This is a genomic window from Methanovulcanius yangii (genome assembly GCF_018687785.1).
In the GTDB taxonomy this organism is placed as follows: Archaea; Halobacteriota; Methanomicrobia; order Methanomicrobiales; family Methanomicrobiaceae; genus Methanovulcanius; species Methanovulcanius yangii.
Genome location: NZ_LTBL01000001.1, coordinates 106,860 through 132,927, shown reverse-complemented (window position 1 = coordinate 132,927; position 26,068 = coordinate 106,860). Strand labels below are relative to the sequence as shown.

Sequence of the window (26,068 nt, the reverse complement as noted above, 5' to 3'; positions counted from 1 at the left end):
TATACTAACATGTTTGTTGCATACTTACAGGATGTATACTAATGGACGATACGCCGAAAAAATACAAATACAGCTGGGGAATCGATGCCGCAATCGATGTGATTGGAGGCAAATGGAAACCATTGATCCTCTATGAGTTACGAGACGGGACACTCCGGTTTAGTCAGCTAATGGGCGGTGTGCAGCCGAAGATCACCCAGAGAATGCTTACCAAACAGCTTCGCGAACTTGAGAAGGATGGTCTCATCACCAGAAAGGTGTACCCTCAGGTCCCGCCGAAGGTGGAGTATTCGCTCACGGAAAAAGGACTCAGCCTGATGCCAATCCTCGACCTGCTCTGTGAATGGGGATATGAGCACATGGATGACGATATCGAGTTCAAATGTGAAGAATAACTCTTCCCTGTTTATCAGCCCAATTCTCAATTCCAGTCGGCATCATTTTCAGTCCGAAACCGACTCAAAGCGAGATCCACAGCCCCCCATACCCCCCTAAAATATCCCCGATTTACCCTTATTTTCGGCAATTTTCAGGCCTTCAAAAAAGAGTCGCTCTCCTCGCTCCCCATGCCAAACGGGACCATTTCCAAGGACTATATTCGCTCATTACCGGCAGCCGTTTTTCCAGGGTGCAGATGGTAGGGAGACCTCACGATCCGCCCGCATTTCGCGTCTGTGTCGATCGTCTTTATGGCCCTTTTTGGCCAAAAGGGGACATATTTAAGCGTTTCTTATATGAAGGTACTCCGGAACCCGTCCGCAGGGTCTGCCACCCGATGCCGTCCGAACGATACAAACCATTAAGCCACATCGTATAGTAAATAAGACATATGTCTAATAAATTAGACATAAATGAAAACGGGCTCTTGGTCCTTACCCTCTTCACCAACGGGTATGACCGCGAATACTACATCCGGGAGATCTGTACCTATCTCCCCCTCAGTCACGGGACTGCGCAGACCCTCCTCGTACGATTTGAGGAAAAACAAGTGCTTGAATCGTCTCAACGCGGGAAAATCCGGCTGTTCCGGATTAAACCGGGTGAAATTTCCACCCAGTATTTCGTCCTCGCCGAGATCTATAAAAAAATCCGCTTCATGCAAAATCATCTCTTTGTTGCAGAGATTTTAACCAAAATCTCCTCTGTCTCAGAAGGGATTGTCGTTCTTTTTGGGAGTTATGCGAAAGGAACTGCTACAGAGGATTCTGATATCGATATCTTCATCGCCGGGGCCACGGATGAGCAGGCCGTCAAAAAAATTGAGAAAATGTACGGTGTCGAGATTAATACCATCGTGTACCCGGAAGATGCATTCACTTCACGGGGAGAGTTCGATCCTCTTCTTACTGAAGTGAAAAAGAACCATATTGTCTGGAAGAACGCGGAATCGTTTGTCAGGGAGGTCATGGCATGAAAGACCGATTAACGTGGTGCGCCGGAATTAAAAACGGTATCATGCTCGTCGAACCGAATGACAATCTTTCATCTGCATACCTGAAAAAGGCCGAAGAGGCGATGGAGGCCATGCATTCCGTTTCATCATTCGACTGGAAGATCTCGACCGGATATTATTCCATGTATTTTTCCCTGTATTCCGTTCTCATGAAGATTGGAATCAAGTCGGAAAACCACACCTGCACCATTGAAATTATGCAACAACTTCTTACCGAATATTTTATCCCCGACGAGTGTGAGATGATCGAAAAAGCACGCCAGGCACGGGTGGAAACACAGTATTATGTCACCAGAACTGTTTCCGAGACCTTTTCCGTCACCCTTTCACAGCGGGTGCCCCGGTTTCTGGTAACATGCAGGTCAACTGTCGCCAGGCTTGATGAAAAACAGGTGAAGACATTACGGAGCCGGTTGACCAAATTAATTGATGAGAGCAGAGACAGTCTCTGAACGAGGGAACAGAGGGCATGCCCCCACAATAGTATGGAAGTGGTGTGGCCCAGGGCCATATACAGGCATTTCCCCGGAGAATGTTCACTCTAAAAACCTGACCACTGGAGACCCACAAGGGTACGCCCTCACCCCTCCTTCGCCTTCAGTAAAAGCCAGTCGTTCTTCCCCGCCTTCCTGAACCGGACCAACGCATATTTCCCCTCGAGGCGATTCCCGTGCAGCACCACCTCGATCTTCTCTTCGTCATTCCACTCGACAAGCTCGTAGGAACCGCGGTCCCAGAGGACCACCTCCCCCGCCCCGTACTCCCCTTCCGGGATGGTCCCCTCGAACTCCGCATAGGCGAGGGGATGATCATCGGTCCGGACGGCAAGCCGCTTTTCGCCGGGCTCCAGAGGGACGTTCTTCGGGACAGCGAAGGAGACCAAAACGCCGTCGTGTTCCAGCCGGAAGTCGAAATGGTGACGCCGGGCCGCATGCTCCTGCACCACGAAGAGGCTCCCCTCCCCTCCGTCCGGTGCCGCCTCTCCTTCTGGCTCGCCGGTCGCATCGAAATCCCGCTTCTTATGGTATTCTTTCAGGCTCATGGCAGCCTCCGTTCGGCAGAAGGCCCACCCTCATACCCCACCGGCAGACAAATCCTTCCCGCGCCGGATCGCATATCCTCTCTTCTCCTCCTGCACTTCCTCTCCAGCCCTGCTCATCCCTTCGCTTCACCGATCCGGGCAAGGGTCTCCTCGAGGGCGGAGACAAGCTCCATCGCCTCCGCCGCCTCCGGCTCCTCGACATGGACCGTCCCCCCCTTCATCTTCTTCTCGATGAGATCCATGATCCGCTCATGGTAGGTGTCATGGTACTCCGTAAGATCAAGCTCGCCGGTCAGGTCGTCGATGATACGCTCCGCGAGAGCGAGTTCCTTCTTCCCCGGTGCGGGGATGTACGCGAGCTCTTCGACGAGGGCGGTGTCCGTGATCTCGTCGGGATAATGGAGGGTGCGGAGGATCAGGGCGTCCCGGTACTCCTGCACGAGCGCCGGGTACTCCCGCATCCGCAGGGTGATCCGGCCGATACCCGCCCGCCCCTTGCGGCGGAGCGCCTCCCTGAGGAGGGCATAGGCGTCGGGGTGTTCGTCCGGAATGAGCAGATAGGTGCGGTCGAAGGAGACGGGGTCCACCCCGGCGAGGTTGATGAAGCGGTCGATGCGGATGCGCCGGTCGGACTCCGGCCGGATGGCATCGAGCTCGCCTTTCTCGATCATCAGGTATTCGCCTTTCCTCACCTCGTACCCCTTGACGATCTCCTCCCACGCCACCTCCGTCTCCTCGGCGCCGCAGACCCGCTTGTAATGGATGGGCTGGCCGTCCTTTCTATGCAGCTGCCTGAAGGCGACCTTGTGCTCATGGACCATCACCATGAGGCGGACCGGCACGTTCACGAGGCCGATGCTGATGCTCCCCGTCCAGAACGCCTTGTGCGGGACCGGCCCCGTCTCCTGCTCTTCCTCACTCATGTTGCACCTCCGGCAGTCGTTCTGCCTGGTCGAAGAACCCCTCCCAGGGATCGTTCGTTCTGGAGATGTCCTCATGTATAGTAAAATCTTCGGGCGACACCCCCCTCTCGAGGGCATCCCACGAGACCGGCATCGAGACCGTCGCCTGAGGCGTGGCCCGCAGGCTCCACGGCGCAACCATCGTCTTCCCGGCGGCGTTCTGGAGATAATCCACGAAGACGGTCCCCGGCGTATGGGTGCCGGAGAGCTCGGATACCACCCCTGCCATCCGGTGGGCGAGGAGGATCCCCACGCCGTGGACGAAGGTGCGCGTCCGCTCGAACGAGTACCGGCGTTCCAGCGGAAGGGCGACGTGCAGGCCCTTTCTCCCGGAGGTCTTCACAAACGGGGACAGGCCGAGGTCCCGGAGCACTTCACGAACGGTAAGGGCCACCGTCACCGCCTCCGCAAACCCCGCCGGGGGTTCCGGGTCGAGGTCGAAGAAGAGCATGTCGGGTGACGCCGGGTCTTCGGTGCGGGCAAGGGGCATATGCAGTTCCAGCGCCGCGAGGTTTGCGAGCCAGACGAGGGTGTCCGGGCTGTCACAGACGACGGAGCGGATCTCCCGTCCCGCCGAGGTGGAATAATGAGCAAAGAGGGTCACCCACGACGGAGTGCCCGCCGGGGCGTCCTTTGCGTAGAACCCCGGCGAGCCGACGCCGTCCGGGAACCGCTGCATGACGAGCGCCCGCCCGGCAAGGAACGGGAGGAGACGGGGGGCGGCCCGGATGTAATAGAGGATCACCGCCTCCTTGGATATCCCCTGCGAGGGGTAGAGAATACGGTCGAGGTGATTGACCGTCACCCTCCCGACCCTTTGAGCAGCTTTCATGGCATGCACCAACCGGGTGAGGATGTAACGTCATCGGTGAAAAATCTTGGCGGAGCCGATCACGTCACGATGATGTGATGCACCGCAGAACCTTTATGGCATCAAAATCGGATCTCTGTGTAAATGACCATGGGGGATTTTTTCAGACCAGATCGGTGGAAGGTTGCCATCCCGCTTGCGATCTGGCTGTTTTTGATGAATCTCATCTATTGGGCACCGTATATCAAGTACGATATGGGTATCGATGACTCCCTGTATTTCATCCCGTTCATTCTCTTCTATGAGGTCTATCTGGCTGTCTGGGCCATCATCCTGTATCCCTTCGGGTGTTCGTTGATGGAGATCTACCGGGCACGAAAAGCCGGAAGACCGATTGAACATAAGATTCTCACCACACTTGGGATTCTTCTGTTTTTGGCGGTTGCCTATCTCCTGATTCTGGTGATAAGGATTTCTTATTCGGATGTAACACCAGTGCCGGTACCCTCCAAATATACCTATTATTGAGTGTTCATCGGACGGCACAGCCGGTGCGTCTGCGTGGAGGTGGGCCAGAGAATGGCTTGTTATCGGACACTACGATGTAAGGGAGATGACAACGGCCGAAACACCTTTGCCCATTGCCGTGTCCCATGGACGTAACAAACCATGCATCCCCTGCTCGACGACCTCGACAAGGACGAGCGGGAGGCCCTCGTCCCCCGCCGGCAACCCGACTTCATGACGCCGATGCTCGCCACCCTCACCGACCGGCCCGTCCCCGGCGACGGATGGTTCTACGAGCGCAAATTCGACGGCGAACGTTGCATCGTCGTGAGCGACGGAACCACCGTCCGGCTGCTCTCCCGCCACAGGAAACGGGTCAACAACACCTACCCGGACCTCGAGGACGCGTTTGCCGGGATGCACGATGCCCATTTCATCGCCGACGGCGAGATCGTCGCGTTCGAGGATGACGTAACCAGCTTCTCCCGCCTGCAGGAGCGGATGCAGATCCATGACCGCCGCAGGGCCAGGCGAAGCACCATCCCCGTGTTCCTCTATCTCTTCGACCTGATGTACCTCGACGGATACGACCTCTGTGCCCTCCCCCTCTCCACCCGCAAACGGCTCCTCCGCCGTCTCATCCCCTTCAAAGATCCCCTGCGCTCCACGGAGCACCGGAGCGGCGACGGGGCGGACTGCTACCGCGAGGCCTGCGAACAGGGGTGGGAGGGGATCATCGCCAAGCGGGCGGCGGGCCGCTACCTGCACAGGCGGTCCACCGACTGGCTCAAGTTCAAGTGCATCGTCCGGCAGGAGTTCGTCATTGGCGGCTACACCGACCCGCAGGGAAGCAGGAGCGGGTTCGGCGCCCTGCTCATCGGTTACTACGAGAAAGAGCGCCTCGTCTACGCCGGCAAGGTGGGCACCGGCTTCGACGAGCGGATGCTTGCCGATCTCCACGAGCGCCTCGCCGCCCGCGAGCAGACGGCCTCGCCCTTTGCAGGAAAGTCACGGCAGGAGACGGGGGAGCATTTCATCACGCCGGACCTCGTCTGCGAGGTCGCATTCACCGAATGGACGCCGGACGGAAAGCTCCGCCACCCCAGGTTCCTCGGGCTGCGGGATGACAAACCGGCCGGTGAGGTGGTGCGGGAGGGGCGGAAATGACGGCGCAAGGGACCGGGATTCCCGGACAGGGACAAGGTTTATCACCACCTTTCAGTATTGAAGAATCTGTGAGTGAATTTATCGAAGTATGCACCACCGCTGACCTCCGGGACGGTGCCATGAAAAAAGCTGCAGTCGGGAACCGTGAGATTCTCATCGCTCAGGTCGGGGAACGCTATTATGCAGCTGATAACCGCTGCCCCCATATGGGTGGAGATCTCTCTTCCGGTACACTCAAAGGCACCGTCGTGACCTGCCCGCTCCATCACTCGCAGTTTGATCTGGGAAATGGGACGGCGATTCGGTGGACCGACTGGTCGGGCATCAAATTATCCGTTGCAACATTGGTGAAATCTCCCCGGCCGCTGAAAACGCACGAGGTGAAGGTCGAAGGGGAACAGATCCTTGTGAAACTCGGCGAATGAGGAGACATTCGTGTGAATGGCGGGAGAATTGCATCGTACACCACGGTCCGGAAATGACGGCAGCGATTCATTGGCATGACGCCGGTGGGACGAATTCCCCCGGAGAGGGCGAAACGCTTCGGACCATGGGGTGTATCCTTATGAGTGAGGGAGGCATTCCTGCAGCGCCGATTATCACGATTCTCCTGACGCTTGGGTGATTCCATGGACGTTGCGATTGTTGGTGCGGGAATCGCCGGAGGATATCTGGCGGGGCTCCTTGAAAAGAGGGGCATCGTGCCGGATGTCTATGACGGTATGGCCCATGCGACCACCTGCGGGTGCCGCTCGTGCGGATGGGGGGTACCGGTGGGTATCAAAACCTACCTCGATGCGGTCGGCCTCGACCTGCAGGACTATATCATCGAATCCATGTCCCCCATGCATTTCGATGCCCTCGTGGCAGGGACACCGCTTTGCACCATCAATAAACCGCGGATGCTTCAGGATTTTAGAAAAAACGGTACATTGAAGCGACAGAATGCATCTCCGGAGGAGCTGGAGGACTACGACATCGTGGTGGATGCAACCGGCATCCGGCGGGCCCTCCTTCCTCCCTGCCGGTCGGAACTGACGATGCCGACGCTGCAGCACCGGGTCGCCGTGACGTCCGAAGGGGACAGGCACCTCGGAGCGGGGGTGTACGGGAACCGGATACCGGGCCTCGGGTACCTGTGGATCTTTCCCGTCGGTCACAGTCAGTATCACATCGGCGTCGGCGGTGTCGGCCCGATCCGGCACGAGAGTATATTGGAACGCTTTTACCGGGAGACGTCAGAAAAGTTCTCGTTCACCGTCAAATGCAGTTGCCGGGGTTCCATACGGGTCGCTTCCCCGTACCATTCGAGGCCATTGTACCTCAGACGGGAGCGCAGTGACGGTACATCCCAGTTGGTCGTCGGAGTTGGTGAATCGATCGGGACGGTTTCCCCCTTCACCGGAGAAGGGATCGTGCATTCCCTCGAATGTGCAAAAATACTGGCAGACACCTGGCCGGGTCCCGAGAGGTATGCCGGGGCGGTGCTTTCCCGGTTCGCCTGGATGAAACGGGAGCGGGAAACGCTCGATTACCTTCTCTCCTCAGAAGGGACGGGCGGGCCGAGGCTGCGGGATCGATGGAGGTTTTTCCTGAGCGCTCGTCGTTCCGGGATCAAACTCCCCATGATGGAAGCGTTCAGGCAGATGGGCGCTCTTTCGGTGTGGGTGGCAAATACGGATGAATAGAGATCCCCTTCCCGGATTTCCACAGCGTACCGAAGAGCTCATCATGAAGAGGGCCCCCCGTGAGTACAGAGAAGGATTCGGGAAGAGGGATCATTCAGCTGAAATCCACCTCCTGACCTCCCCCGGACGGTTCACCTCCTCCTCAGAACAAAGAACGCGTACCCATACTCATCCCCGTGCTCCCGGTACACTGCCATCTCCCCCTCCGAGAACGCGACGAACGATTCTGCGACGGGGTCGCCCACGGCCGCCTTCTTCAGCTCGGGGAGCCTTTTTTCGAGCGGCGTATAGTAGTCCCACCAGACGGAGCCGGGGAGGCGGAAGGTCGCAACCACCTCGTACCCGGCATCTTCGGCCTTCGCACACGTCTCCTCGACCGAGGTGATCGCAGGGTAGCAGTCGTTCCAGAACCCGACAGCCGCAGGCGAGGGTTCGTCGGTGAACCAGACCGCCTCCGTGATGCAGGCGTAGCCGCCCGGCCGGAGCAGCCGCTTCCACAGGGAAAGGCCCTCCCCGAACCCCACAATGAAGATGGAGCTCTCCGCCCAGAGGACGTCGAAGGAGCCGTCCCCGAACGGCAGGTCGTCCATGGACGCCCGCACCGTCGTAATCCGCTCCCCCACGCCTGCCGCTTCCGCCCTTCGGGCGAGATCATCGAGGAACGGCGGGTGGATGTCGACCGCAGTCACATGCCCTTCCGGGCAGATACGGGCCAGCTCGACCGTCTGCATCCCCGACCCGCACCCGATATCGAGGATCTCCGGGTGTTCGGGGAGATTTTTCAGCATCGAGAAGGCTTTTCGGGTGCACTCGTTGCTTCCCGGCCCCTGGCGGGGAAGACCCTCGTGCATTTTTAAGAGAAATGAAATATCCATTACCGGTATCATGGGATGTCTGATCGGATAATAAGGAAGGTTCCCTAAATTGCAAAAAAAAGACCATGCAGACCGGAGCGGCTCATGCAGTACCTCATGCCTTTCGGATGAAAGTGTACCCGGCAACAACAATCAGCGCAGTTGCTGGACGAACAATATATTGTATCCCTCCGGAACAACTCCGCCATAGTTGACGTAACGTATTTATAGCATGCTTGGGATCGTATCCACACCTGCCCCTATTGAATCAGAGCTCTGACGTGCCGATTGGGACACCCTACTAACCAGATACTGCGTGGGCGGAAGAAGGGATCCTAACCGTCCCGGAGTTGCAGGACGATGGAACAACGCCGGAACGGTCCCTCAACAGGATCCTCATGAGGTGAGTCTATGAAACGCAATTCTTACATGAGAGATCGGAGAGTACACAAACCCTGTACACCCCTTGCAATCCTGCTGTTGATCGCTCTTGGCATCAGTTCGGTATCGGCAATCAATACCTGGCAGATCGAAACGGTCGATGCCGATGGCTGGACCGGCCAGTTTTCGTCCCTTGCGCTGGACCCAATCAGCAGGTATCCCCGAATCAGCTACTGGGATGATGCTCCGACAAGAAGTGACCTGAAGTATGCCGCATGGGACGGGGCCGCATGGCAGATCGAAACCGTGGATTCTGCGGGAGACACCGGCCTTCATACGTCCCTTGCACTCGATCCCACCACCGGGTATCCCCGGATCAGTTACTGGGATCAGACAACGAATGCGGTGAAGTATGCCGCATGGGACGGGGCCGCATGGCAGATCGAGACCGTGGAATCTGAGAGTGGCTATACTACGTATTACTACATGTCCCTCGCACTCGACAGTGCCGGAAACCCCCGGATCAGCTATCAATATGTACATTCCCCGGCTCATGAACTCAGGTATGCCGCATGGGACGGGGCCGCATGGCAGATCGAGACCGTCGATTCCGGAGACGGTGCAGGCCGGGATTGTTCCCTCGCACTGGACCCCGGTACCGGCTATCCGCGGATCAGTTACTGCGAATGGCCAACTGACATTACATTGAAGTATGCCGCATGGGACGGGGCCGCATGGCAGATCGAGACCGTGGATGATGCAGGAGACGTCGGTGAACACACGTCCCTCGCACTCGACAGTGCCGGGTACCCCCGGATCAGCTACTGGGATGCTACAGGAGATAACCTGAAATTTGCCGCATGGGACGGGGCCGCATGGCAGATCGAGACCGTGGATGGTGTGGGAAACGTCGGTAAATACACGTCCCTCGCACTGGACCCGGCAACCGGGTATCCCCGGATCAGCTACTTTGATCAGACCAATTATTACCTGAAGTATGCCGCATGGGACGGGGCCGCATGGCAGATCGAGACCGCGGATGATGCGGAAAACGTCGGTGAAGACACGTCGCTGGCGGTGGACCCGATCACGGGCGACCCCCGGATCAGCTACTTTGCCTTCGGGTCGAATGGGGACCTGAAGTTTGCCAAGGGAATACGTGCAAACCCCCTCCACGTGGAAAAGGAGGGTCCTGTCTGGGCAGAGAAAGGAGACGCCCTCACGTACACCTATCTGGTGACCAACACCGGAAGTATCGGCATTACCGATGTGAGTGTCGAGGATGACACCTGTTGCCCGGTCGGGTATGTGGCAGGAGATGCCGTGGACGACACGCTGGACCCGGGCGAGGAATGGACGTACGAATGCACCTTTACCCCCAACCCCGCCGACTTCAACCCTGCGGCGTATATCAACAACACAGTGACGGCAACGGGACAGTATGATTCGTCTCAGGTGAGCGCCAGCGACAGTTACTACTTACGGGCAGCTATCGTACGCAAGAACGTCTATCTCTATCAGACCAAAGATCCGAAATGCAACTGCTACCACTGCTATTACGGTGTGCAATATACCCCTCCCGCAGAAAATCCCCTCCCGTACTTCCCGGTGTACCTCCAGAAGGGAGGAATGGACGTCGGCACCACTTCGATTTATGGCTGGAACACGAATCCCTCCTGGTTAAACGACCCGGCCGAGCTCTGGCTGAGCGAGGGCTCCTGGAGAGCGGAGGAGCGGGCAACCGATCTGCCGGACGGCTTTGAGATCCTGTGTGCAGGAAAAACCTGGACCATCGACCCGGAAAATACGGGTGGCTGGAACGACATCACATTCACCAACATCATCCACTACGATCTGGCGGTGGAAAAGAGCGGCCCCGACTATGCCCATCCCGGAGAGACCATCACCTACTCGTATCTGGTAACGAATGCCGGACCCGCCAGTGTTTCGCCCGAGGTGACGGACGATACCTGTAGTCCCGTGACATATGTCGACGGGGATGCGAATGGCAATTGCCGGATCGATCCCGGAGAGGAGTGGACCTTCGAATGCGAGTATACGGTTCCCGCCGACACCCCGGTGGACACCGAGCTGGTGAACGAAGCCTGCGTGGCCGATGCGAATGAACCCGCCGAATACCGGATGGGAGGCGACGCCAATCTCTGCAACAACTGCGATGACTGGTCGGTGACCGTCCTCCCCTGGAGCAAGGTGACGACCAGCGACCTCTGTGAGTTTGACACGGACACGGGAACCGAAGGACAGCAGTTCCGCCTGATCTTTACGCCGGATTACCCCTCGGGGAACGGAATCTACAAACTCTCGGCAAGTAACCCCGGCCAATTCTATTACAACGTCTTCTTTACCGGAGAGGCCGGGGATGAGGAGACCTTCACCATCGAATTGCCGACACCGTTTATCACCAAGGGAGCACGCCCGATCCATGCCTACAGCGATGTGATCGTCGCCGGAGACTGCTATACAGCGGTGAACGAAATTCCGTCCGCCTCCACCATCGCAGGGAATACAATCACGGTCGATGCGACGGTACCCGAGGGAGGCCTCATCTACCTCACAGTTCACCTGGACTTCGGATGGAAGAAGGAGACCATGTACAGGAAGAGCGGGAACGATGCCATCTACCATGGTGACATTCCAGGGGTCGGCACAATTCTGGATCTCCAATGGTATGACTTCACGGTGACCGACACCGATGAGTCCGATACCCGGACCATCCAGAACGAGAACGTCTTCAAGAGGGATCCGGGCTTTGCCGGGTTCGTCTTTGATGCAGACGGAGAACCGGTGGCGGGGGCGACACTAACCATCACGGACCCGAACGGAGAGGTGTTTGCGACCGTGCAGACCAACGAGGACGGGTTCTACTTCTACTACTACAAGCACACCGGAAAAGAGCAGACATGGACCCTCTCGACCGGAGGAGAGGGGGCGTCTGTCGCACTCAAGGCAAATAAGTTGGTCCAGACGGATTTCTGGATCCAAGATCCATAACTTTTTTCCCATCGACCTCAGATTTTTGCACCACGTCACCGATTCCATTATCATCAGTCACGCATTTCATGTGACATGACAGCGTGGAACATCTAAGAACAGCGGGGAGCGGTGATATCAATATGAAGGCAGAGACAAAACCAATTATCAGACTGTATTTCGCCAAAATGAAGGACGCATTTTACGACCTTTCTGATGAAGAAAAGGCCGCGTTCATGCAAAAGGACCGCAGGCAGATGGACGAATGCGGGATGAAACTCATCATGACGATTGACTGCCGGTGGTCGAATGAAGAGTGGGATTATATCGGGCTTGAGGAATGGCCGACCCTGGAATCTCTTGAGGCGCGGGCGATATTTGAAAAGGAAGAGCTGGCGACGTTCAGATATGTGGAATCGAGAACGTATCTGGGGACGAGGGTTACGGGGGAGTACGGGATATGACAGGAGTGAAAATACCGCCATATCCCTGACGTGCACATTCACCGTGCCCGGCCGGATCAACCCAGCCTATCCGGCGAACAAAACTGCACCATCAGCCCCGGATGACAGAGAATCGTATCATAATGCCCCCATTGTACGTCGCAATCCTCTTCCCACAGCAATCACGCGAGATAGATTAATATACATAATTGACGATTTCCCCCCATGCCTGAATTATCAAGACCCCTTGGGGTTACTATCATTGGCGCTTTGTATTTCATCATAGGGATACTCGCGCTCATCGGGGGCATTGGAGCGATCGGGGCAGGTTCCCTGATCGGCGTTGCCGGGCTGGGAGCTCTCGCAGGCGTCCCGCTCATTATCATCGGAATAATTGATCTCCTGCTCGGATGGGGATGCTTCAAAGGCTGGGGCTGGGTCTGGACCGTTGCCGTCGTCTTCGGAGTTCTCAATATCCTTCTCGCCCTCTACAACTGGTGGGTTGCAGGACACACGATGGGAGGCCTGCTGGGCACGGCCGTGGGACTCATCATTCCGCTGATCATCCTGTGGTACCTGTTCAAGGAGAATGTGAAGCAGTGGTTCGGGAAGGCGTAAAGAAGCGTTCCTCAAATACCCACCCTCCTCTTTCATCAAAATTTACGGGGACGCAGGTGAGAACCGGCGAACATCGACGGTCGCCGTCGTCATCCGCGAACGGCGGTTGATCCATCGCAACCCATCATCACCGCCGGATCTCCACCCCCACCTCGTTTCGCCGCAGGAACCCCGGAGTCCACGGCGGATTGTACCGCATGAGAAACGGCTCCCCTCCCAGGTGGACGCCGGCCTTTCGGAGACCTTCTTTCAGCCGCACCTCCACCGCCGCCACCTCGTCACGCCGGGCATATCCCCTGAAGCGGATGACGGCCACCTCCCGTTCCGGCACCGGAACGATCCGCACCCGGCCGTCCACCGGGGCCGGGATCTCGTCCCGCCTCTTCCCCGGCGGCATCACGAACGACATCGATGCCGTATCGGACACGACCGGCGCCGTCATCGGGATCTTCTCGGAGGTGATGACCGGAGAGGTCATCGAGATGGTATCCCTTGTGGAATTGTGCCCCGAGATATAGGCAAAGAGCAGGTTAAACCCGGAGTCATCCCCGGGACTCTCGACGGTTGCCAGCACCAGCGGAGGGTACTTCCGAAACTCGATCTCTCCCGCCGTGCCGGTGATCTCATAGGGGACGGTCTCCGTCATCTCCGTTCATCTCCTGTACGGGGTATACTATCCCTCCCCCCACATGGATGTTTCGCCTGACCATCCATGCGTTCCTCAAGGGCAGAGTGAGAAAAAGAAGAAAAATCGAGAAGAAGGGAGGTATCCCTACTTCCGCCGGACATACGCCGCGAGCAGGAAGACCGCCCCGATCACCATCAACGGCACATAGAGTGCCGGGAACTCGGGCACCGGCGGTGCTCCTTCCACCGTGACCGTCACCTCGTTGCTGGTTGCATCAAGCGGGGCACCGGCAGGATCGGCTCCGGTCGCCTCTGCGGTGTTGGTCGTGGTTTCAAGCACGGTGGTCGTTGCCGTGTACACCCAGGTCTCGCCCGGATCCAGCTCTCCGTCACCGTCGGTATCACCACTGTCCGGCCCTGCAATGACGCCGAGCTGGTCATCGGTGAGGACGACGTCTACGATCGGCAGATCACCGTTGTTCTCGACGTAGTAGGAATAGGTCACGGATTCGCCGGCACTGACTACCGTATCGGACGCGGACTTGACCACATTGAAGTCGGCCTCAGGCGGCGGGGGAGCAAACCGTTCGAGGGTCAGGAGCGCCCACGCGGTGGAAAGCTCCTTACTGACCCAGTGGGATGTCCCTCCGGTGGTCTGGATGTATGCAGGTGTCGACGGCCAGGACCCATCAGCGTTCTGTTCGCCGATGATTTCAGTTGCCATGTCATCGTACCAGTCCGCAACGCCCGGCACACCGTCCAGGGAAGTGCCCATGCTCTCAAATCCCTTCATCAGACAGTATGTTGCCTGATACTGGACAGAGCCGGTCATTCCCCACCCCTGGACCCAGTCCTCGTCCCAGTGGCGACCGATGTAGTTGAGGGCTTCCTGAACCCGCTCGTCCGAAGAGTCATCACCGACGAACGCCATCTGGGTGAGCAGATTGCCCGTCTTCAGCGAGTTGACCCAGTTGTCGGGGACAGTATAGCCGGAGCCACCGTCCCAGTCCTCATTTACTCCTGCGGGGATCCAGTCGCTCTGGATGTAATCAATCCAGTAATCCAGCTCATCCTCAACGAAGGCCGGGAGATCGCACTCATACCCATAGAACGGGTTGACGGCATACAGTATGCCCAGCATTGCATACCCGGCATTCGATTGATCCGCTGACGACCCACCGCTTACCGCATTATAATACCAGCCGCCACGGCCATTCCCGGCATCCGTCTGGGCGTATGCCATATAATCCGTCAGATCCTGCAGGACTTCACCATAGGTCCATCCCGCCAGCGGACCGGACGCCACGACCTGATCGGGGTCCCTGCCGGCAGCAATCGCCATCATCAGGATGCCGGTATCATATATCCGGTTGTTGACGCTGACACCGAGGCCATTGCCATTGGTATCCGCATTTCCTGCCGCCTGTACTGAAATGGCCATTGTATTGGCATATGGCAGGAGATACCCCAGACCATCCTCGACATTGTCCTTCAGCGGATAATCGGGATCGAACGGGCCGTCGTATCCCAGCTCAAACGCCCGATCCTCCAGTTTCACGAGAATTAGACCGGTTGTACCATATCGATCCGAGCCGGCCGGCCCCCACGAGCCGTCGGCATTCTGGACTGACACCAGCCAGTCGATTCCATCATCGATCGAATCTCCAATCTCCCCGGGGGTTGCCGCAGCACCCGCTCCGGTGCAGAGGAGGACGAGACCAATGACGAAACATACCCATAGCATTATTCTCTTCACATAGATTCCTCCATCATCTGTGGTTCATCAGGGAAGCCCCGCTCCCCTCTCCGAATCCGACGGAAAATCCGTCCAGGTCTTATTAGTAGTATGTCAGGCACAACTGAACAGCAAACACCCACGTCATACCTGCTCAAACCCGTGCGGTCTGCCCAACCAACCAACCAACCAACCAACCAACCAACCAACCAACCATACAATCAATCTTACATCCAATCAAAATCAATCAATCAAACAACCAACTACCACAACCCGGAGGGGATAATCGAACCCCCCACAATAAAGCATCACATATCGCCCACCAAAAATTCCAGTACAACTCCACGCGCCGCATATAAACCCATAAAAAGCCTTTAAATACCAATCAAGAACCTTCAATTCGTAATTTTTATATATAATGCTCATTTTGACTCGGTTTTGCTATATCAGACACAAAAATCAGGCGGAATCTAAAAAAAGCTATATACCATCGAGTTTAACAGGTGTAAGCACATAACCAAATATAATACTATATTCAAATTTATTAGCATTATATCATAATAAAATTACCATTTAACTTACATAGTATGAATTATAACTTTCAAAAAGTTCATATTGTATTACGAGGATACCATTCCGACAAAATTCATATTGGGCACCAATTTCAATTCTGATCACAAATTGATCAATAAATGCCTTTTCCAACCATGGCCGAAAAATATTATTTTACAAAAATATTCACACGATTTAAGAAAACTTATATTCTATTCTAGAAAATTCGTATAGTCTACCTGCGGGAACCTGCAGTAGATATCTTCGAAAAGGGCTGGGAGTAGTGTACCGGTTTCTTTCTCCAAAATCCAATTTGCACAAACTGAAAAGGACAGAATAACATGGCAAGATATTCAGAAACAATCGACCTCTACTCAGACGACGGCAAGTTGCTGAAGAGTGATGTCTCACTTGACAAGGTTAGCCCCATGGTCAACCCTGCAACAAGCAAGATCATCGACCTGACCAAGAGAACGATTAATGTCAACCTTGCGGGCATCGAAGCTGCCCTCAAGTCAGGTAACCTTGGCAAAGGAAAGATCAAGGGCCGTGAGCTCAATCTCCCCATCATGGAGAACAAGGACGCCATCATCGCACAGATCAAGGAAATGGTCCAGATCGAAGAAGGCGACGACACAGAGATCCTCCAGTTCAACGATGGAAAGCTCCTTCTCGTCCAGGTACCGCGCAAGCGTCTGGACAATGCCGCAACCTACGATGCAGCAATCACCGCAGTCGCATCTGCAGTCACCTATGCAATCGTCGACCAGTTCGACATCAACGCATTCCACGCATCCACAGTCAAGGCAGCCTGCTGGGGCGGATACCCGCACACCCAGGACATGAACGGTGCACTCGTCACCTCCATCCTGAACATCCCTCAGAACAACGAAGGTATCGGGTACGCACTCCGCAACATCCCGGTCAACCACTACGTGATGATGACCGGCAAGAATGCACTCCAGGGCGCAGCACTCGCAGCAACCCTCGAGACCGCCGGTGAGTTCGAGATGGGTATGGCAATCGGCCAGTTCGAGCGCAACCAGCTCCTCAGCTACGCATACCAGGGCCTCAACGCCAACAACATGGTCTACGACCTCGTGAAGGCAAACGGCGAGACCGGAACCGTCGGTACCGTCGTTCAGTCGCTCGTCGAGCGTGCCATCGAGGACAAGGTCATCCTGCCGGGCAAGAAGGGAGAGTACTTCCAGTTCTACGACACGAAGGACCCGATGATGTGGAACGCATACGCAGCAGCCGGTTCCATGGCAGCAACCATCGTCAACTGTGGTGCAGGCCGTTTCGCACAGGCAGTCTCCTCGACCCTTCTGTACTTCAACGACCTTCTCGAACACGAGACCGGACTTCCCAGTGCAGACTTCGGTCGTATGATGGGAACCGCAGTCGGATTCTCCTTCTTCAGCCACTCCATCTACGGTGGCGGTGGCCCCGGTATCTTCAACGGAAACCACGTCGTGACCCGTCACGCAAACGGAATCGCAATTCCGTGTGTGGTTGCAGCCTGTGCACTTGACGCAGGAACCCAGATGTTCTCGCCGGAGAGCACTTCCAAGATCATGGGAGAGACCTACGGTCAGATCGACGTGTTCAACAAACCGATCCACCAGATCGCAAACGGAGTCTGAACAAACACCCGTTGATTCGAATGACAGACGCCAGATATCCACAGTGCAGAATCGTGCCTCTTCGCATATTAGGACCCGAAACGGCCGAGCGCCTCCTCAACGCAGTCGCCGGCATTTCAGGCATCCGCCGGCTGATGATCAGCGGCCCGAGTCTGCCGGCAACCGTGCCCTATGGTCCCGCACGCGGCAAGCCCAACCCCAACACCAACCGACGAACAATTACGGTCGGCGATACGGATGTGGAGCTCCGGGTGCAGGTGGGCATGGTCACCGCAGAAGTCACCGATGCATCCGTCATTGCAGAGATCGAGCAAACATGCGACGACATCTTCACGAAATTTCCCTACCAGCTTCAGAAAGGGCAGTTCATGAAGACGCAGGCCACGCTCACGGATTACGCAAAATACGGACCGGATGCAGACGATACCATCATCGGGCTGACCGACCCGCGACGAAAGGAAGCCCCCATCATCATACAGGGGCTGCGCTGACGGACGCACACTGGCAGACATCATTCCACTGAAAATAGGTTAACCAAACAATTGAGGTGAAAAATAAATGGCATATACACCACAGTATGGCCCCGGTACATCGGTTGTCGCTGAAAACAGGCGTAACCAGATGAACCCCAACTACGAACTCGAAAAGATCCGCGACGTCACCGACGAAGATGTCGTCATGGTACTCGGCCACCGTGCACCGGGTTCTGCATACCCGACCGCCCACCCGCCACTCGCGGAGCAGCAGGAACCAGACTGCCCGATGCGCAAGCTCGTCACACCGACCGAGGGTGCAAAGGCAGGAGACCGCGTCCGCTACGTACAGTTTGCAGACTCGATGTTCAACGCACCGTCCCAGCCGTACCAGCGTACCTACGCAGAGATGTACCGCTTCCGCGGTATCGACCCCGGTACCCTCTCCGGTCGTCAGATCGTCGAGTGCCGCGAGCGTGACCTCGAGCAGTACTCCAAGCTCCTCATCGAGACCGAGATGTTCGACCCCGCCCTCGTCAGCATGCGTGGTGCAACCGTCCACGGACACTCCCTGCGTCTCTCTGAAGACGGCATGCAGTTCGACATGCTCCAGCGCTGCGTTCTTTCCGATGACGGCGTCGTCAAATACGTGAAGGACCAGATCGGTGTCCCCCTCGACCGCGAGGTTGCCGTCGGCAAGCCCATGGACGAGGAATGGCTCAAGGCACACTCCACCATCTTCCACTCACTCGTCGGAACAGCATACCGCGATGACAAGGAATATGTCGAGTACATCGTGCGTGTCCACACGCTCAGGACAAAATACGGCTTCATGCCGAAAGAGGAGTGATTTAAATGGCAAAAATCGAGAGAGCACAGAAACTTTTCCTTGATTCACTCAACGAGAAATTTAAGGGACAGGATATTGAATCCGAGAAAACCACTTTCTACAACTTCAATGGTGTCCGCCAGTCTCCGCGTAAGCGCGAGTTCATGAAGGCAACCGAGGCAATCGAGAAGGAACGTGGCATCTCCATGTACGACCCCGAGCGCTGCCACCTTGGCGGTATCCCGATGGGTCAGAGACAGCTCATGACCTACCAGGTCTCCCAGTCCGGCATCTACTGTGAGGGTGACGACCTTCACTTCGTCAACAACGCTGCAATGCAGCAGTTCTGGGACGACATCCGCCGTACCGTCATCGTCGGCATGGACATGGCACACGCCACCCTCCAGAAGCGTCTCGGCAAGGAAGTTACCCCCGAGACCATCAACGAATACCTCCACATCCTCAACCACGCCATGCCCGGTGCAGCAGTGGTTCAGGAACACATGGTCGAGACCCACCCCGGCCTCGTCGATGACTGTTACGTGAAGGTCTTCACCGGTGACGACGAGATGGCCGATGACATCGAGCCCCAGTTCCTCATCGACATCAACAAGCTCTTCTCCGAAGACGCAGCCGAGGAACTCAAGAAGGAAGTCGGCAAGTCGATGTACCAGGCAATCCACATCCCGACCATCGTCTCCCGTACGTGTGATGGTGGAACCACCTCCAGGTGGTCTGCAATGCAGATCGGTATGTCCTTCATCGCAGCATACAGGATGTGCGCCGGTGAAGCAGCAGTCGCTGACCTTTCCTACGCAGCAAAGCACGCCGGCGTTGTCCAGATGGGATCACTCCTGCCTGCCCGCCGTGCCCGTGGCCCGAACGAGCCCGGTGGTATCAAGTTCGGTCTGTTCGGAGATATCATTCAGGCAGACCGCAAGCACCCCAATGACCCCGCCCGTGCCTCCCTCGAGGTTGTCGGTGCCGGTGTCATGCTCTTCGACCAGATCTGGCTCGGTTCCTACATGTCCGGTGGTGTCGGGTTCACCCAGTACGCCACCGCAGCATACACCGACAACATCCTCGATGAGTTCACCTACTACGGTATGGACTACCTGAAGGACAAGTACAACTTCGACTACACCGCACCGTCACCCGACCAGGTCATCGAGCCTACCCAGGACATCGTCAACGACCTTGCAACCGAGGTCAACCTCAATGCAATGGAGCAGTACGAACAGTTCCCCACCATGATGGAGGACCACTTCGGAGGTTCCCAGCGTGCTGGTGTTATGGCAGCAGCCTGTGGTCTGACCTGTTCCATCGGTACCGGCAACTCCAACGCCGGTCTGAACGGATGGTACCTTTCCATGCTCATGCACAAGGAAGGCTGGTCACGTCTCGGCTTCTTCGGATACGACCTGCAGGACCAGTGTGGTTCAGCAAACTCTCTTGCCATGGACGGCGACCGCGGTCTGATGGGCGAGCTTCGTGGACCGAACTACCCGAACTATGCAATGAACGTCGGTCACCAGGGAGAATACGCAGCTATTGTCTCCGGTGCACACTACGGCCGTGGCGACGAGTTCTGTTACAGTCCGCTCGTGAAGATCACCTTTGCAGACCCGTCACTCAGTTTCGACTTCTCCGACCCGCGTCGCGAGTTCGCACGTGGTGCAATCCGCGAGTTCATGCCCGCCGGAGAGCGCTCACTCGTCATACCTGCACGGTAAGACACCCAATATTCCAATTTTTTTACCCGTTCCCGCATAAACAAAAAAAATTGGGCTTTTCCATCCGAATAGAGATCGGGGTAATTCATTTTACACCCCGATTTAGTGGGAAGATACTGTTTTGTGCCATTGCGTATGCATCGAGTGGCATTTGATCCTCTGATGATACCTGCCATTTCCCATCAGGTGAAGGGACCTGCCTGACCGTCAGCGCATTCCGGCCGGAAGGGTGGTTTTTGCGCGGAGGTTTGTTGGAGGCCCGTGATGTTAATCAGGTACATTTCACTGCAGATAGATTCATGAAATATGATTAAATATTCCAATATGTAAACTATAATAGATGAACAATCCACTGCTGAATACCAGATGTGATTTTTGCGGAAAGAAGGCGATCGGCATCCAGATTCTCGGATGCGTCAAGCAGAATGTCTGTGAAGACCATGCCGAAGATATGCTGGTTGGGATGAAGCCCGGTGAGCGGAAGGACTGGGGGGAGTGTTATTTTATCCGGCACAAGTGACCGAACCATATTCGGGTGAAGGAATTCCCTGCACCGACCTCTCACACACCCATAGCCCATACACCTTTCCATGCCGGTTTGGGGACACCCCTCCACAGGAACTCCTTCACGAACGGCAGACCAGTCGACCCCCGCAGAACACCAGATTCACAGGACCGTGAGTACTGTTTCCGGCTGAAAGAAAGCCGATTCTACCCTCGTTTCCGGGGTTTTCTGGTGCACAAAAAAAGAACCACCTCTATCCTTTTTCACGCGTAACGGACGATATTGCGGGGAGTATCATGGCCCTGTACAGACCGTCGGTTTTCAGAGGGGCCGAGGGGCGGCGAAGAGCGTGATCAGGCTGTATTTCGCATCTGTGTCAATCGTTGATTCCCTGTCATTCCGGTCAAAATAGAGTTATTTAAGCGTTTCTTGTGCACACCACGACGATGCGATCGTCTACACTCCCCCGATTTCAGATCCCAGAAATTGGATGCTCCTGAGAATCCAAAAGAGACAGTTCATGGAGGTGGACGGTATTGGCCTTGAGGTCATCAAAGGATACATTGTCGATCTTCAGGGGATTTCGCGACTCGACCTCTCCGGCATCCATCCAGTTTCCCAGATCCTCCCTGGTGAGCCCGGCTGGATCGAAATCCAGTGAATCCCAGTTATACGGAATTGCCCAGTCATCGTTCTCCGATTGTGCCACAACGGCAATCCTGTAGGCGTCCCTTCCTTCATCATACTCCACGATATATACTGCCGTTGATGCCGGGCCCACACCATCGACAATATCCCCGGATGCATATTTCGGACTGCTCACGCAACCACAGGCGCATACCACCGCAATGACAAAAATAACGGATATTTGCCATTTCAATTCCATTCCTAAGAATCCCGATCAACAGCCCTAAATCTTTCGAAGTGAATGAACGTGACCGGATCCGGCGACGGACCTTGCAGGTAGTTCTTCCCTTCCCACTTCATTTCCTTATCCCATCCCTTTCTCGCAGGGCCGTCCATCTCATAGCCCCCTTCGCCCAACCCCAACCTTCATCACCCCGTCCCGAATATAGACCATCCATGGACACCGGACTGCGTGACACCTTCATACACCGCTGGAACAGGTATTTCCCCGGCGCCGAGCTGCCCATCACCTTCGAGCTGGGCGGGAAGGCCAGAGGGGTGGAGCGGGCTTTCGCCCCGACGGGATGGCGCTGCTTCGTCTGTGACCTTGCGAAGGTGCGAAGGGGGCAGGACCTGGTCTTTGGGGAGGAGTCCGTCGGGTGCCGGGGGGCGAGGTTCTATCTCGGCTACGAGGGCGAACGGTTCGAGGACTTCCGCTACTTTCTCTCGTATGGAAAGCCCGGAGGTGTCGAGGGTGAGCGCTACAAGCAGACGCCGGAGATCGTTGACGCTCTCGATGCCGGGACCGCTCGTATCCCCGCAGGAGGAAAGAACTACCTCTTCAAACGCTGGGACCGCCTGACGGAGACCGACCACCCGGACGCCGTCGTCTTCTTCGCACGCGGAGAAGTTCTCTCAGGGCTCTTTACGCTCGCAAACTTCGATCAGTCCGACCCGTACGGCGTCGTCTGTCCGTTCGGCGCCGGGTGCAGCTCCGTCGTCCACTATCCCTGGCTCGAACAGCAGAAAGAAAACCCCAAGGCGGTCTTCGGGATGTTCGACCCCTCGGCCCGGCCCTGCGTCCCGATAGACGTTCTCACCTTTGCCGTCCCCATGAAGACGTTCGAGCGAATGGTCGGGTTCATGGAAGAGAGTTTTCTTACGACAGGGTCGTGGGGGAAGGTGAAGAGGAAGATCGCTAAGAGCAACGCTCTGCATGTGCGCTGATACGCACCGAAAAAATTCGTTAAAAACCGGCATTCTTACAATTGCATCCAAGGAGTGGCTTATTCCTGCTCCCTTCAGCAGTCACCTTCCAGCAGGTGCCGGCGGCCGCCCTGATAAAAAAAAAGGAGTTCGTGGTTACCGTTCACTCATACGTGCAGTAGGCTCCTTTGAAGAACCAGTTCCGGTAGACGATGGGGGTGATAACAGTCGTCAGAAGGCTCATCAGGACGATGGCAACGAAGATTCCCTGACCGATGAGGCCCTGTTCCAGCCCAATGAGGGCGACGATCATCGCCACCTCCCCCCGCGGGGCCATCCCGAACCCGATGATGAGCGAATCCTCCCGGCACATGCCCATCGCCCGGGCGGGAAGGCCGCACCCGACCACCTTGGTGATGATGGCCACCACCGTCAGCACCACGAGGAAGATCAGGATCTCCGTCGTCACCGCCGTAAAGTCGGCAAGGATGCCGAGCGATATGAAGAAGATCGAGGCGAAGATGATCTGCAGGTATTCCGCCCCCTCTTTTACGTCCTTGCTGTTCTTCAGCCCGACCCCTTCGAACGCAACCCCCGCGATGAAGGCGCCGACGATCCCGGAGAGCCCCATCAGGTCGGCGAACATCGCGTAGAGAAAGGCGATCATCATCGCGAATATGAAGACGAATTCAGGGTACTTCACGGCAAGATTCGATTTGTCCACCCGCTCGATGAGCCGGCTGACCCCGAAGATCCCGAGGGCCCCGCCGATGATGATGAACCCGAGGGCCTTGACGAACACCAGACCGATGGAGGCGGCGGAGATGCTCCCTGCGACCAGATCCCCGGTGAGCGATAGTGCCAGCAGGGAGAGGATGTCATCGATGATCGCCACCCCGACGATGGCACGTGCCGCTTCGGTCTGAAGCATCCCTATCTCCTTGAGGACGTTGGCGGTGATGGCGATGCTCGTTGCCGTCAGCGCCGTTCCGACAAAGACCGCGCTTGCTGTGTCAAACCCGAAGAGGACGGTGATGCCATATCCCCCTATCCATGGGATGATCACCCCGATGATCCCGATGACTCCATAGCGGACTTTCAGGATATCCCGGACGTTGAACTCGAAGCCTATCACAAAGAGAAGGATGATCGCACCGAGGTGCGCAATGCTCTTCACAAAGTCCGTATAGGTGATGAGGCCCAGCATGCTCGGCCCCACCAGAAGCCCGATCAGAATTGCTCCGATGACGGCCGACTGGTTTATCCTCGATGCCAGAAGGTAGCCGGCAAGTGCGAGGAAGAGGAGCAGGCTCATCTGAAATTCAATCGATGTAACAATGCTCTCCATGCACTGAAAGGGAAGTATGCGCTTAAATAAGCAGCGCATTTGCCCCAAGGCGGTTTATGAACAGAAAACCCTAGTCAATTAAAAAAAAAGATGCCATCCTTACTCAGAACGCTTCTCCCAGAATTCCTCGGCCTCGGCTTCCATTTTTTCGAGCCGTTCGTAATAGTCGGGGAATTCGTTCAGGTGGGCGAGGGCGATCTTCCCGGTCATCAGGGGATCGTCATTCGTCACGTTTGTTGCGGGATCCCGCTGCCCGTGTTCGAGCTCCACGTTCATTCCCGCGGTAAAATCCTCAACGGTAAACCTGTCCCACCGAATTCCAAGTTGTTCCCCAATTTCCTTCCCTTCGGTATTGGTGAATGTCTTTTTCCCGCTCATAGGTCTGATCAGTTTTCAAGATGTGCATAGTGGATGATATACCTATTGTCCCACCCTCACCCGAGAAACGATTGGAATTTACGTGGACTTCAAATCAGAGGAACGCACCGTCCCGGGTATTCTGTTGAGTTCCGGCTTTGAAAAGTGGAACAATCGTCCCTCTCTGCGCGAATGGAGAAAGGGAAGGGAACTCTCCTCTCCCATGGCCCGGGGCTGAAATTAAAAAAAAATCGACGTCCGGCTGTCACACCAGCTTCACCGCAGTCCCGAACGCGAGGAGCTCCGCTGCTCCTGCGGTCGTCTGCGACGTGGTGAAGCGGACGTTGACGACGGCGTCGGCACCCACCTGTTTCGCGTCGTTTACCATCCGGTTGAGCGACTCCTTGCGGGCATCGGAGAGCATGTCGGTGTACTCCTGCAATTCCCCGCCGACGACGCTTTTTAGGCCCGACATGATGTCCTTGCCGAGGTGTTTTGCCCGGACGGTGTTGCCGGAGACGATGCCGATGATTTCGTATTCATGTCCCGGTATTCGTTCTGTTGTCGTGATGATCATTTCTATGTACCTCAGTCGCGAGCCTCTTCGATGACGTCCTCCCTCTTCCGGAAGATGAAAAGCGCCGCTCCGATCGCAATGAGCGGAAGGCCGTAGAAGAGAGCTAAGAACGGGACGAATATAAGCGAGATGACCGTGATGGCAAGTCCCGCCGCCATCAGCAGGATCCCCCACGCAATTTGGCTCTGCATTGATCAGATATCTGATGCTTGAGCCCATAAATCCTTATACTATCCATCACCGGTGGCTGCCACAGGACTGATATATCAGCACGGAGTAGTGAACAGATGGTTACCATGCAACAGCCACGGCTCATTCGTCCGGGAGATGCGGCAAAAAATTTCTCCCTGAAGGACCAGCGGGATAAAACCGTCGATCTCTACGAGCTGATGGGAAAACGGGTGCTCCTCTCGTTTCACCCGCTCGCCTGGACGGAGTACTGCAACGCCCAGATGATGTCCCTCGAAGAGAACCGGGAACGGTTCGAGCGGATGAACACTGTCGCGCTCGGCATCAGCGTCGACTCCCTCCCCTGCAAACGGGCATGGGCAGGGACCCTCAATATTGAACACACGCCGCTTTTGTGTGATTTCTGGCCCCATGGTGAGGTGGCCCGGCAGTACGGCCTCTTCCGGGAGGCAAACGGATTTTCCGAACGGGCCAACGTCATCATCGACGAGGAGGGGACGGTTGTCCGGGTGAAGATATACCCCGTGCACTCGGTGCCGGATATCGATGAGGTGAACGGCTGGCTGGAGGAGATGGCCGGGAGCTGATGACGGCGCTTCCGCGGGTGCGCCGATAATTCGGACTCGGTGTCTTGAAGATGAGGCAGTCCATTGAGAGAGCAGGCGTTCCCGGCACTGATACTGGTGCACGGGACACCCTGAGTTCCGGTTGAGCTCGGGTGTTTCATCCAGTCGACACGATGGAGGA

28 protein-coding genes are annotated in these 26,068 nt (G+C 56.3%); 17 read left to right on the top strand and 11 right to left on the bottom strand.

From position 1 onward, the window contains the following. Positions 1–41: 41 nt before the first annotated feature. The 3 genes from AZH53_RS00710 to AZH53_RS00700 all read left to right on the top strand — a co-directional run bounded on the left by AZH53_RS00710 (position 42) and on the right by AZH53_RS00700 (position 1,905). Positions 42–395: a winged helix-turn-helix transcriptional regulator gene (locus tag AZH53_RS00710; protein WP_319641640.1), complete on the top strand. Its 354-nt coding sequence runs from the start codon at positions 42–44 to the stop codon at positions 393–395. Between the two features lie 434 nt (positions 396–829). Beyond that, entirely contained in the window at positions 830–1,414 is a 585-nt protein-coding gene (locus AZH53_RS00705) for a nucleotidyltransferase domain-containing protein (RefSeq protein ID WP_319641639.1), read from the top strand. Next, positions 1,411–1,905, top strand: a complete 495-nt coding sequence (locus tag AZH53_RS00700; RefSeq protein ID WP_319641638.1) for a HEPN domain-containing protein — start codon at positions 1,411–1,413, stop codon at positions 1,903–1,905. Before AZH53_RS00705 ends, AZH53_RS00700 begins: the two co-directional genes overlap by 4 nt. 128 nt (positions 1,906–2,033) lie before the next feature. On the opposite strand, the gene AZH53_RS00695 is transcribed toward AZH53_RS00700, so the two are convergent. The 3 genes from AZH53_RS00695 to ligD (AZH53_RS00685) form a co-directional block, all read right to left on the bottom strand. After that, entirely contained in the window at positions 2,034–2,495 is a 462-nt protein-coding gene (locus AZH53_RS00695) for a DNA polymerase ligase N-terminal domain-containing protein (protein WP_319641637.1), read from the bottom strand. Positions 2,496–2,608: 113 nt separating this feature from the next. Next, a complete protein-coding gene (ku, locus tag AZH53_RS00690; RefSeq protein ID WP_319641636.1) occupies positions 2,609–3,418 on the bottom strand; it encodes a non-homologous end joining protein Ku in 810 nt (269 codons plus the stop codon). Continuing rightward, complete coding sequence (gene ligD / locus AZH53_RS00685; protein ID WP_319641635.1) at positions 3,411–4,289, bottom strand: non-homologous end-joining DNA ligase; 879 nt, start codon at positions 4,287–4,289, stop codon at positions 3,411–3,413. The genes ku and ligD (AZH53_RS00685) overlap by 8 nt, the downstream gene beginning before the upstream one ends. 123 nt (positions 4,290–4,412) lie before the next feature. Between ligD (AZH53_RS00685) and AZH53_RS00680 the strand changes: the two genes are divergently transcribed. The 4 genes from AZH53_RS00680 (at position 4,413) to AZH53_RS00665 (ending at position 7,630) form a co-directional block, all read left to right on the top strand. Beyond that, positions 4,413–4,796, top strand: a complete 384-nt coding sequence (locus tag AZH53_RS00680; protein ID WP_319641634.1) for a hypothetical protein — start codon at positions 4,413–4,415, stop codon at positions 4,794–4,796. Between the two features lie 141 nt (positions 4,797–4,937). Continuing rightward, positions 4,938–5,942: a non-homologous end-joining DNA ligase gene (gene ligD / locus AZH53_RS00675; protein ID WP_319641633.1), complete on the top strand. Its 1,005-nt coding sequence runs from the start codon at positions 4,938–4,940 to the stop codon at positions 5,940–5,942. 68 nt (positions 5,943–6,010) lie between these two features. Further along, complete coding sequence (locus tag AZH53_RS00670) at positions 6,011–6,367, top strand: Rieske (2Fe-2S) protein (protein WP_319641632.1); 357 nt, start codon at positions 6,011–6,013, stop codon at positions 6,365–6,367. Between the two features lie 204 nt (positions 6,368–6,571). Continuing rightward, the gene (locus tag AZH53_RS00665; protein WP_319641631.1) at positions 6,572–7,630 is read left to right on the top strand and encodes an NAD(P)/FAD-dependent oxidoreductase; all 1,059 of its coding nucleotides are present in this window, start codon (positions 6,572–6,574) and stop codon (positions 7,628–7,630) included. Positions 7,631–7,761: 131 nt separating this feature from the next. On the opposite strand, the gene AZH53_RS00660 is transcribed toward AZH53_RS00665, so the two are convergent. After that, positions 7,762–8,505, bottom strand: a complete 744-nt coding sequence (locus AZH53_RS00660; RefSeq protein ID WP_319641630.1) for a class I SAM-dependent methyltransferase — start codon at positions 8,503–8,505, stop codon at positions 7,762–7,764. A 390-nt stretch (positions 8,506–8,895) separates the two neighbouring features. Here AZH53_RS00660 and AZH53_RS00655 point away from each other — a divergent pair, with 390 nt between their 5' ends. From AZH53_RS00655 to AZH53_RS00645, 3 genes are all read left to right on the top strand, one after another. Beyond that, positions 8,896–11,877, top strand: a complete 2,982-nt coding sequence (locus AZH53_RS00655; protein WP_319641629.1) for a carboxypeptidase-like regulatory domain-containing protein — start codon at positions 8,896–8,898, stop codon at positions 11,875–11,877. 167 nt (positions 11,878–12,044) lie between these two features. Beyond that, the gene (locus AZH53_RS00650; RefSeq protein WP_319641628.1) at positions 12,045–12,320 is read left to right on the top strand and encodes a hypothetical protein; all 276 of its coding nucleotides are present in this window, start codon (positions 12,045–12,047) and stop codon (positions 12,318–12,320) included. A 204-nt stretch (positions 12,321–12,524) separates the two neighbouring features. After that, a complete protein-coding gene (locus AZH53_RS00645) occupies positions 12,525–12,917 on the top strand; it encodes a hypothetical protein (protein WP_319641627.1) in 393 nt (130 codons plus the stop codon). Positions 12,918–13,044: 127 nt separating this feature from the next. On the opposite strand, the gene AZH53_RS00640 is transcribed toward AZH53_RS00645, so the two are convergent. Both AZH53_RS00640 and AZH53_RS00635 read right to left on the bottom strand, forming a co-directional pair. Further along, the gene (locus AZH53_RS00640) at positions 13,045–13,563 is read right to left on the bottom strand and encodes an SOUL family heme-binding protein (protein ID WP_319641626.1); all 519 of its coding nucleotides are present in this window, start codon (positions 13,561–13,563) and stop codon (positions 13,045–13,047) included. A 126-nt stretch (positions 13,564–13,689) separates the two neighbouring features. Further along, positions 13,690–15,288 carry a DUF7507 domain-containing protein gene (locus tag AZH53_RS00635; RefSeq protein ID WP_319641625.1) on the bottom strand — a complete coding sequence of 533 codons (1,599 nt, stop codon included), beginning with the start codon at positions 15,286–15,288 and terminating at the stop codon, positions 13,690–13,692. Between the two features lie 884 nt (positions 15,289–16,172). On the opposite strand from AZH53_RS00635, the gene mcrB reads away from it, so the two are divergent. The 5 genes from mcrB (at position 16,173) to AZH53_RS00610 (ending at position 21,032) form a co-directional block, all read left to right on the top strand. Beyond that, positions 16,173–17,477 (top strand): coenzyme-B sulfoethylthiotransferase subunit beta, encoded by a 1,305-nt coding sequence (mcrB, locus tag AZH53_RS00630; protein ID WP_319641624.1) that lies wholly within the window; start codon positions 16,173–16,175, stop codon positions 17,475–17,477. 20 nt (positions 17,478–17,497) lie between these two features. After that, positions 17,498–17,968, top strand: coding sequence for a methyl-coenzyme M reductase operon protein D (mcrD, locus tag AZH53_RS00625; RefSeq protein WP_319641623.1), 471 nt, complete (start codon positions 17,498–17,500; stop codon positions 17,966–17,968). Between the two features lie 67 nt (positions 17,969–18,035). After that, positions 18,036–18,800 (top strand): coenzyme-B sulfoethylthiotransferase subunit gamma, encoded by a 765-nt coding sequence (mcrG, locus tag AZH53_RS00620; RefSeq protein WP_319641622.1) that lies wholly within the window; start codon positions 18,036–18,038, stop codon positions 18,798–18,800. Positions 18,801–18,805: 5 nt separating this feature from the next. After that, on the top strand, positions 18,806–20,512 hold the full coding sequence (mcrA, locus tag AZH53_RS00615) for a coenzyme-B sulfoethylthiotransferase subunit alpha (protein WP_319641621.1): 1,707 nt from the start codon (positions 18,806–18,808) through the stop codon (positions 20,510–20,512). Between the two features lie 340 nt (positions 20,513–20,852). Then, complete coding sequence (locus AZH53_RS00610) at positions 20,853–21,032, top strand: hypothetical protein (protein WP_319641620.1); 180 nt, start codon at positions 20,853–20,855, stop codon at positions 21,030–21,032. A gap of 457 nt (positions 21,033–21,489) precedes the next feature. On the opposite strand, the gene AZH53_RS00605 is transcribed toward AZH53_RS00610, so the two are convergent. Next, positions 21,490–21,840: a hypothetical protein gene (locus AZH53_RS00605; protein WP_319641619.1), complete on the bottom strand. Its 351-nt coding sequence runs from the start codon at positions 21,838–21,840 to the stop codon at positions 21,490–21,492. Between the two features lie 260 nt (positions 21,841–22,100). Here AZH53_RS00605 and AZH53_RS00600 point away from each other — a divergent pair, with 260 nt between their 5' ends. Further along, complete coding sequence (locus AZH53_RS00600) at positions 22,101–22,871, top strand: DUF169 domain-containing protein (protein WP_319641618.1); 771 nt, start codon at positions 22,101–22,103, stop codon at positions 22,869–22,871. Between the two features lie 142 nt (positions 22,872–23,013). On the opposite strand, the gene AZH53_RS00595 is transcribed toward AZH53_RS00600, so the two are convergent. The 4 genes from AZH53_RS00595 to AZH53_RS00580 form a co-directional block, all read right to left on the bottom strand. Then, entirely contained in the window at positions 23,014–24,198 is a 1,185-nt protein-coding gene (locus AZH53_RS00595) for a cation:proton antiporter (protein WP_319641617.1), read from the bottom strand. Positions 24,199–24,297: 99 nt separating this feature from the next. Continuing rightward, positions 24,298–24,576, bottom strand: coding sequence for a DUF5661 family protein (locus AZH53_RS00590; RefSeq protein ID WP_319641616.1), 279 nt, complete (start codon positions 24,574–24,576; stop codon positions 24,298–24,300). Positions 24,577–24,820: 244 nt separating this feature from the next. Further along, a complete protein-coding gene (locus AZH53_RS00585; RefSeq protein WP_319641615.1) occupies positions 24,821–25,132 on the bottom strand; it encodes a heavy metal-binding domain-containing protein in 312 nt (103 codons plus the stop codon). Positions 25,133–25,143: 11 nt separating this feature from the next. After that, positions 25,144–25,323: a hypothetical protein gene (locus tag AZH53_RS00580; protein WP_319641614.1), complete on the bottom strand. Its 180-nt coding sequence runs from the start codon at positions 25,321–25,323 to the stop codon at positions 25,144–25,146. 105 nt (positions 25,324–25,428) lie between these two features. On the opposite strand from AZH53_RS00580, the gene AZH53_RS00575 reads away from it, so the two are divergent. Beyond that, entirely contained in the window at positions 25,429–25,908 is a 480-nt protein-coding gene (locus AZH53_RS00575; RefSeq protein WP_319641613.1) for a redoxin domain-containing protein, read from the top strand. The last annotated feature ends 160 nt before the right edge of the window (positions 25,909–26,068 follow it).

Excerpts from the sequence above, each read along its gene's own strand:
- AZH53_RS00710 (WP_319641640.1), top strand. The coding sequence starts at position 42 with ATGGACGATACGCCGAAAAAATACAAATACAGCTGGGGAATCGATGCC.
- AZH53_RS00705 (WP_319641639.1), top strand. The coding sequence starts at position 830 with ATGTCTAATAAATTAGACATAAATGAAAACGGGCTCTTGGTCCTTACC.
- AZH53_RS00700 (WP_319641638.1), top strand. The coding sequence starts at position 1,411 with ATGAAAGACCGATTAACGTGGTGCGCCGGAATTAAAAACGGTATCATG.
- AZH53_RS00695 (WP_319641637.1), bottom strand. The coding sequence starts at position 2,495 with ATGAGCCTGAAAGAATACCATAAGAAGCGGGATTTCGATGCGACCGGC.
- ku (WP_319641636.1), bottom strand. The coding sequence starts at position 3,418 with ATGAGTGAGGAAGAGCAGGAGACGGGGCCGGTCCCGCACAAGGCGTTC.
- ligD (WP_319641635.1), bottom strand. The coding sequence starts at position 4,289 with ATGAAAGCTGCTCAAAGGGTCGGGAGGGTGACGGTCAATCACCTCGAC.
- AZH53_RS00680 (WP_319641634.1), top strand. The coding sequence starts at position 4,413 with ATGACCATGGGGGATTTTTTCAGACCAGATCGGTGGAAGGTTGCCATC.
- ligD (WP_319641633.1), top strand. The coding sequence starts at position 4,938 with ATGCATCCCCTGCTCGACGACCTCGACAAGGACGAGCGGGAGGCCCTC.
- AZH53_RS00665 (WP_319641631.1), top strand. The coding sequence starts at position 6,572 with ATGGACGTTGCGATTGTTGGTGCGGGAATCGCCGGAGGATATCTGGCG.
- AZH53_RS00660 (WP_319641630.1), bottom strand. The coding sequence starts at position 8,505 with ATGGATATTTCATTTCTCTTAAAAATGCACGAGGGTCTTCCCCGCCAG.
- AZH53_RS00655 (WP_319641629.1), top strand. The coding sequence starts at position 8,896 with ATGAAACGCAATTCTTACATGAGAGATCGGAGAGTACACAAACCCTGT.
- AZH53_RS00650 (WP_319641628.1), top strand. The coding sequence starts at position 12,045 with ATGAAGGACGCATTTTACGACCTTTCTGATGAAGAAAAGGCCGCGTTC.
- AZH53_RS00645 (WP_319641627.1), top strand. The coding sequence starts at position 12,525 with ATGCCTGAATTATCAAGACCCCTTGGGGTTACTATCATTGGCGCTTTG.
- AZH53_RS00640 (WP_319641626.1), bottom strand. The coding sequence starts at position 13,563 with ATGACGGAGACCGTCCCCTATGAGATCACCGGCACGGCGGGAGAGATC.
- AZH53_RS00635 (WP_319641625.1), bottom strand. The coding sequence starts at position 15,288 with ATGCTATGGGTATGTTTCGTCATTGGTCTCGTCCTCCTCTGCACCGGA.
- mcrB (WP_319641624.1), top strand. The coding sequence starts at position 16,173 with ATGGCAAGATATTCAGAAACAATCGACCTCTACTCAGACGACGGCAAG.
- mcrD (WP_319641623.1), top strand. The coding sequence starts at position 17,498 with ATGACAGACGCCAGATATCCACAGTGCAGAATCGTGCCTCTTCGCATA.
- mcrG (WP_319641622.1), top strand. The coding sequence starts at position 18,036 with ATGGCATATACACCACAGTATGGCCCCGGTACATCGGTTGTCGCTGAA.
- mcrA (WP_319641621.1), top strand. The coding sequence starts at position 18,806 with ATGGCAAAAATCGAGAGAGCACAGAAACTTTTCCTTGATTCACTCAAC.
- AZH53_RS00610 (WP_319641620.1), top strand. The coding sequence starts at position 20,853 with ATGAACAATCCACTGCTGAATACCAGATGTGATTTTTGCGGAAAGAAG.
- AZH53_RS00600 (WP_319641618.1), top strand. The coding sequence starts at position 22,101 with ATGGACACCGGACTGCGTGACACCTTCATACACCGCTGGAACAGGTAT.
- AZH53_RS00595 (WP_319641617.1), bottom strand. The coding sequence starts at position 24,198 with ATGGAGAGCATTGTTACATCGATTGAATTTCAGATGAGCCTGCTCCTC.
- AZH53_RS00590 (WP_319641616.1), bottom strand. The coding sequence starts at position 24,576 with ATGAGCGGGAAAAAGACATTCACCAATACCGAAGGGAAGGAAATTGGG.
- AZH53_RS00585 (WP_319641615.1), bottom strand. The coding sequence starts at position 25,132 with ATGATCATCACGACAACAGAACGAATACCGGGACATGAATACGAAATC.
- AZH53_RS00580 (WP_319641614.1), bottom strand. The coding sequence starts at position 25,323 with ATGCAGAGCCAAATTGCGTGGGGGATCCTGCTGATGGCGGCGGGACTT.
- AZH53_RS00575 (WP_319641613.1), top strand. The coding sequence starts at position 25,429 with ATGCAACAGCCACGGCTCATTCGTCCGGGAGATGCGGCAAAAAATTTC.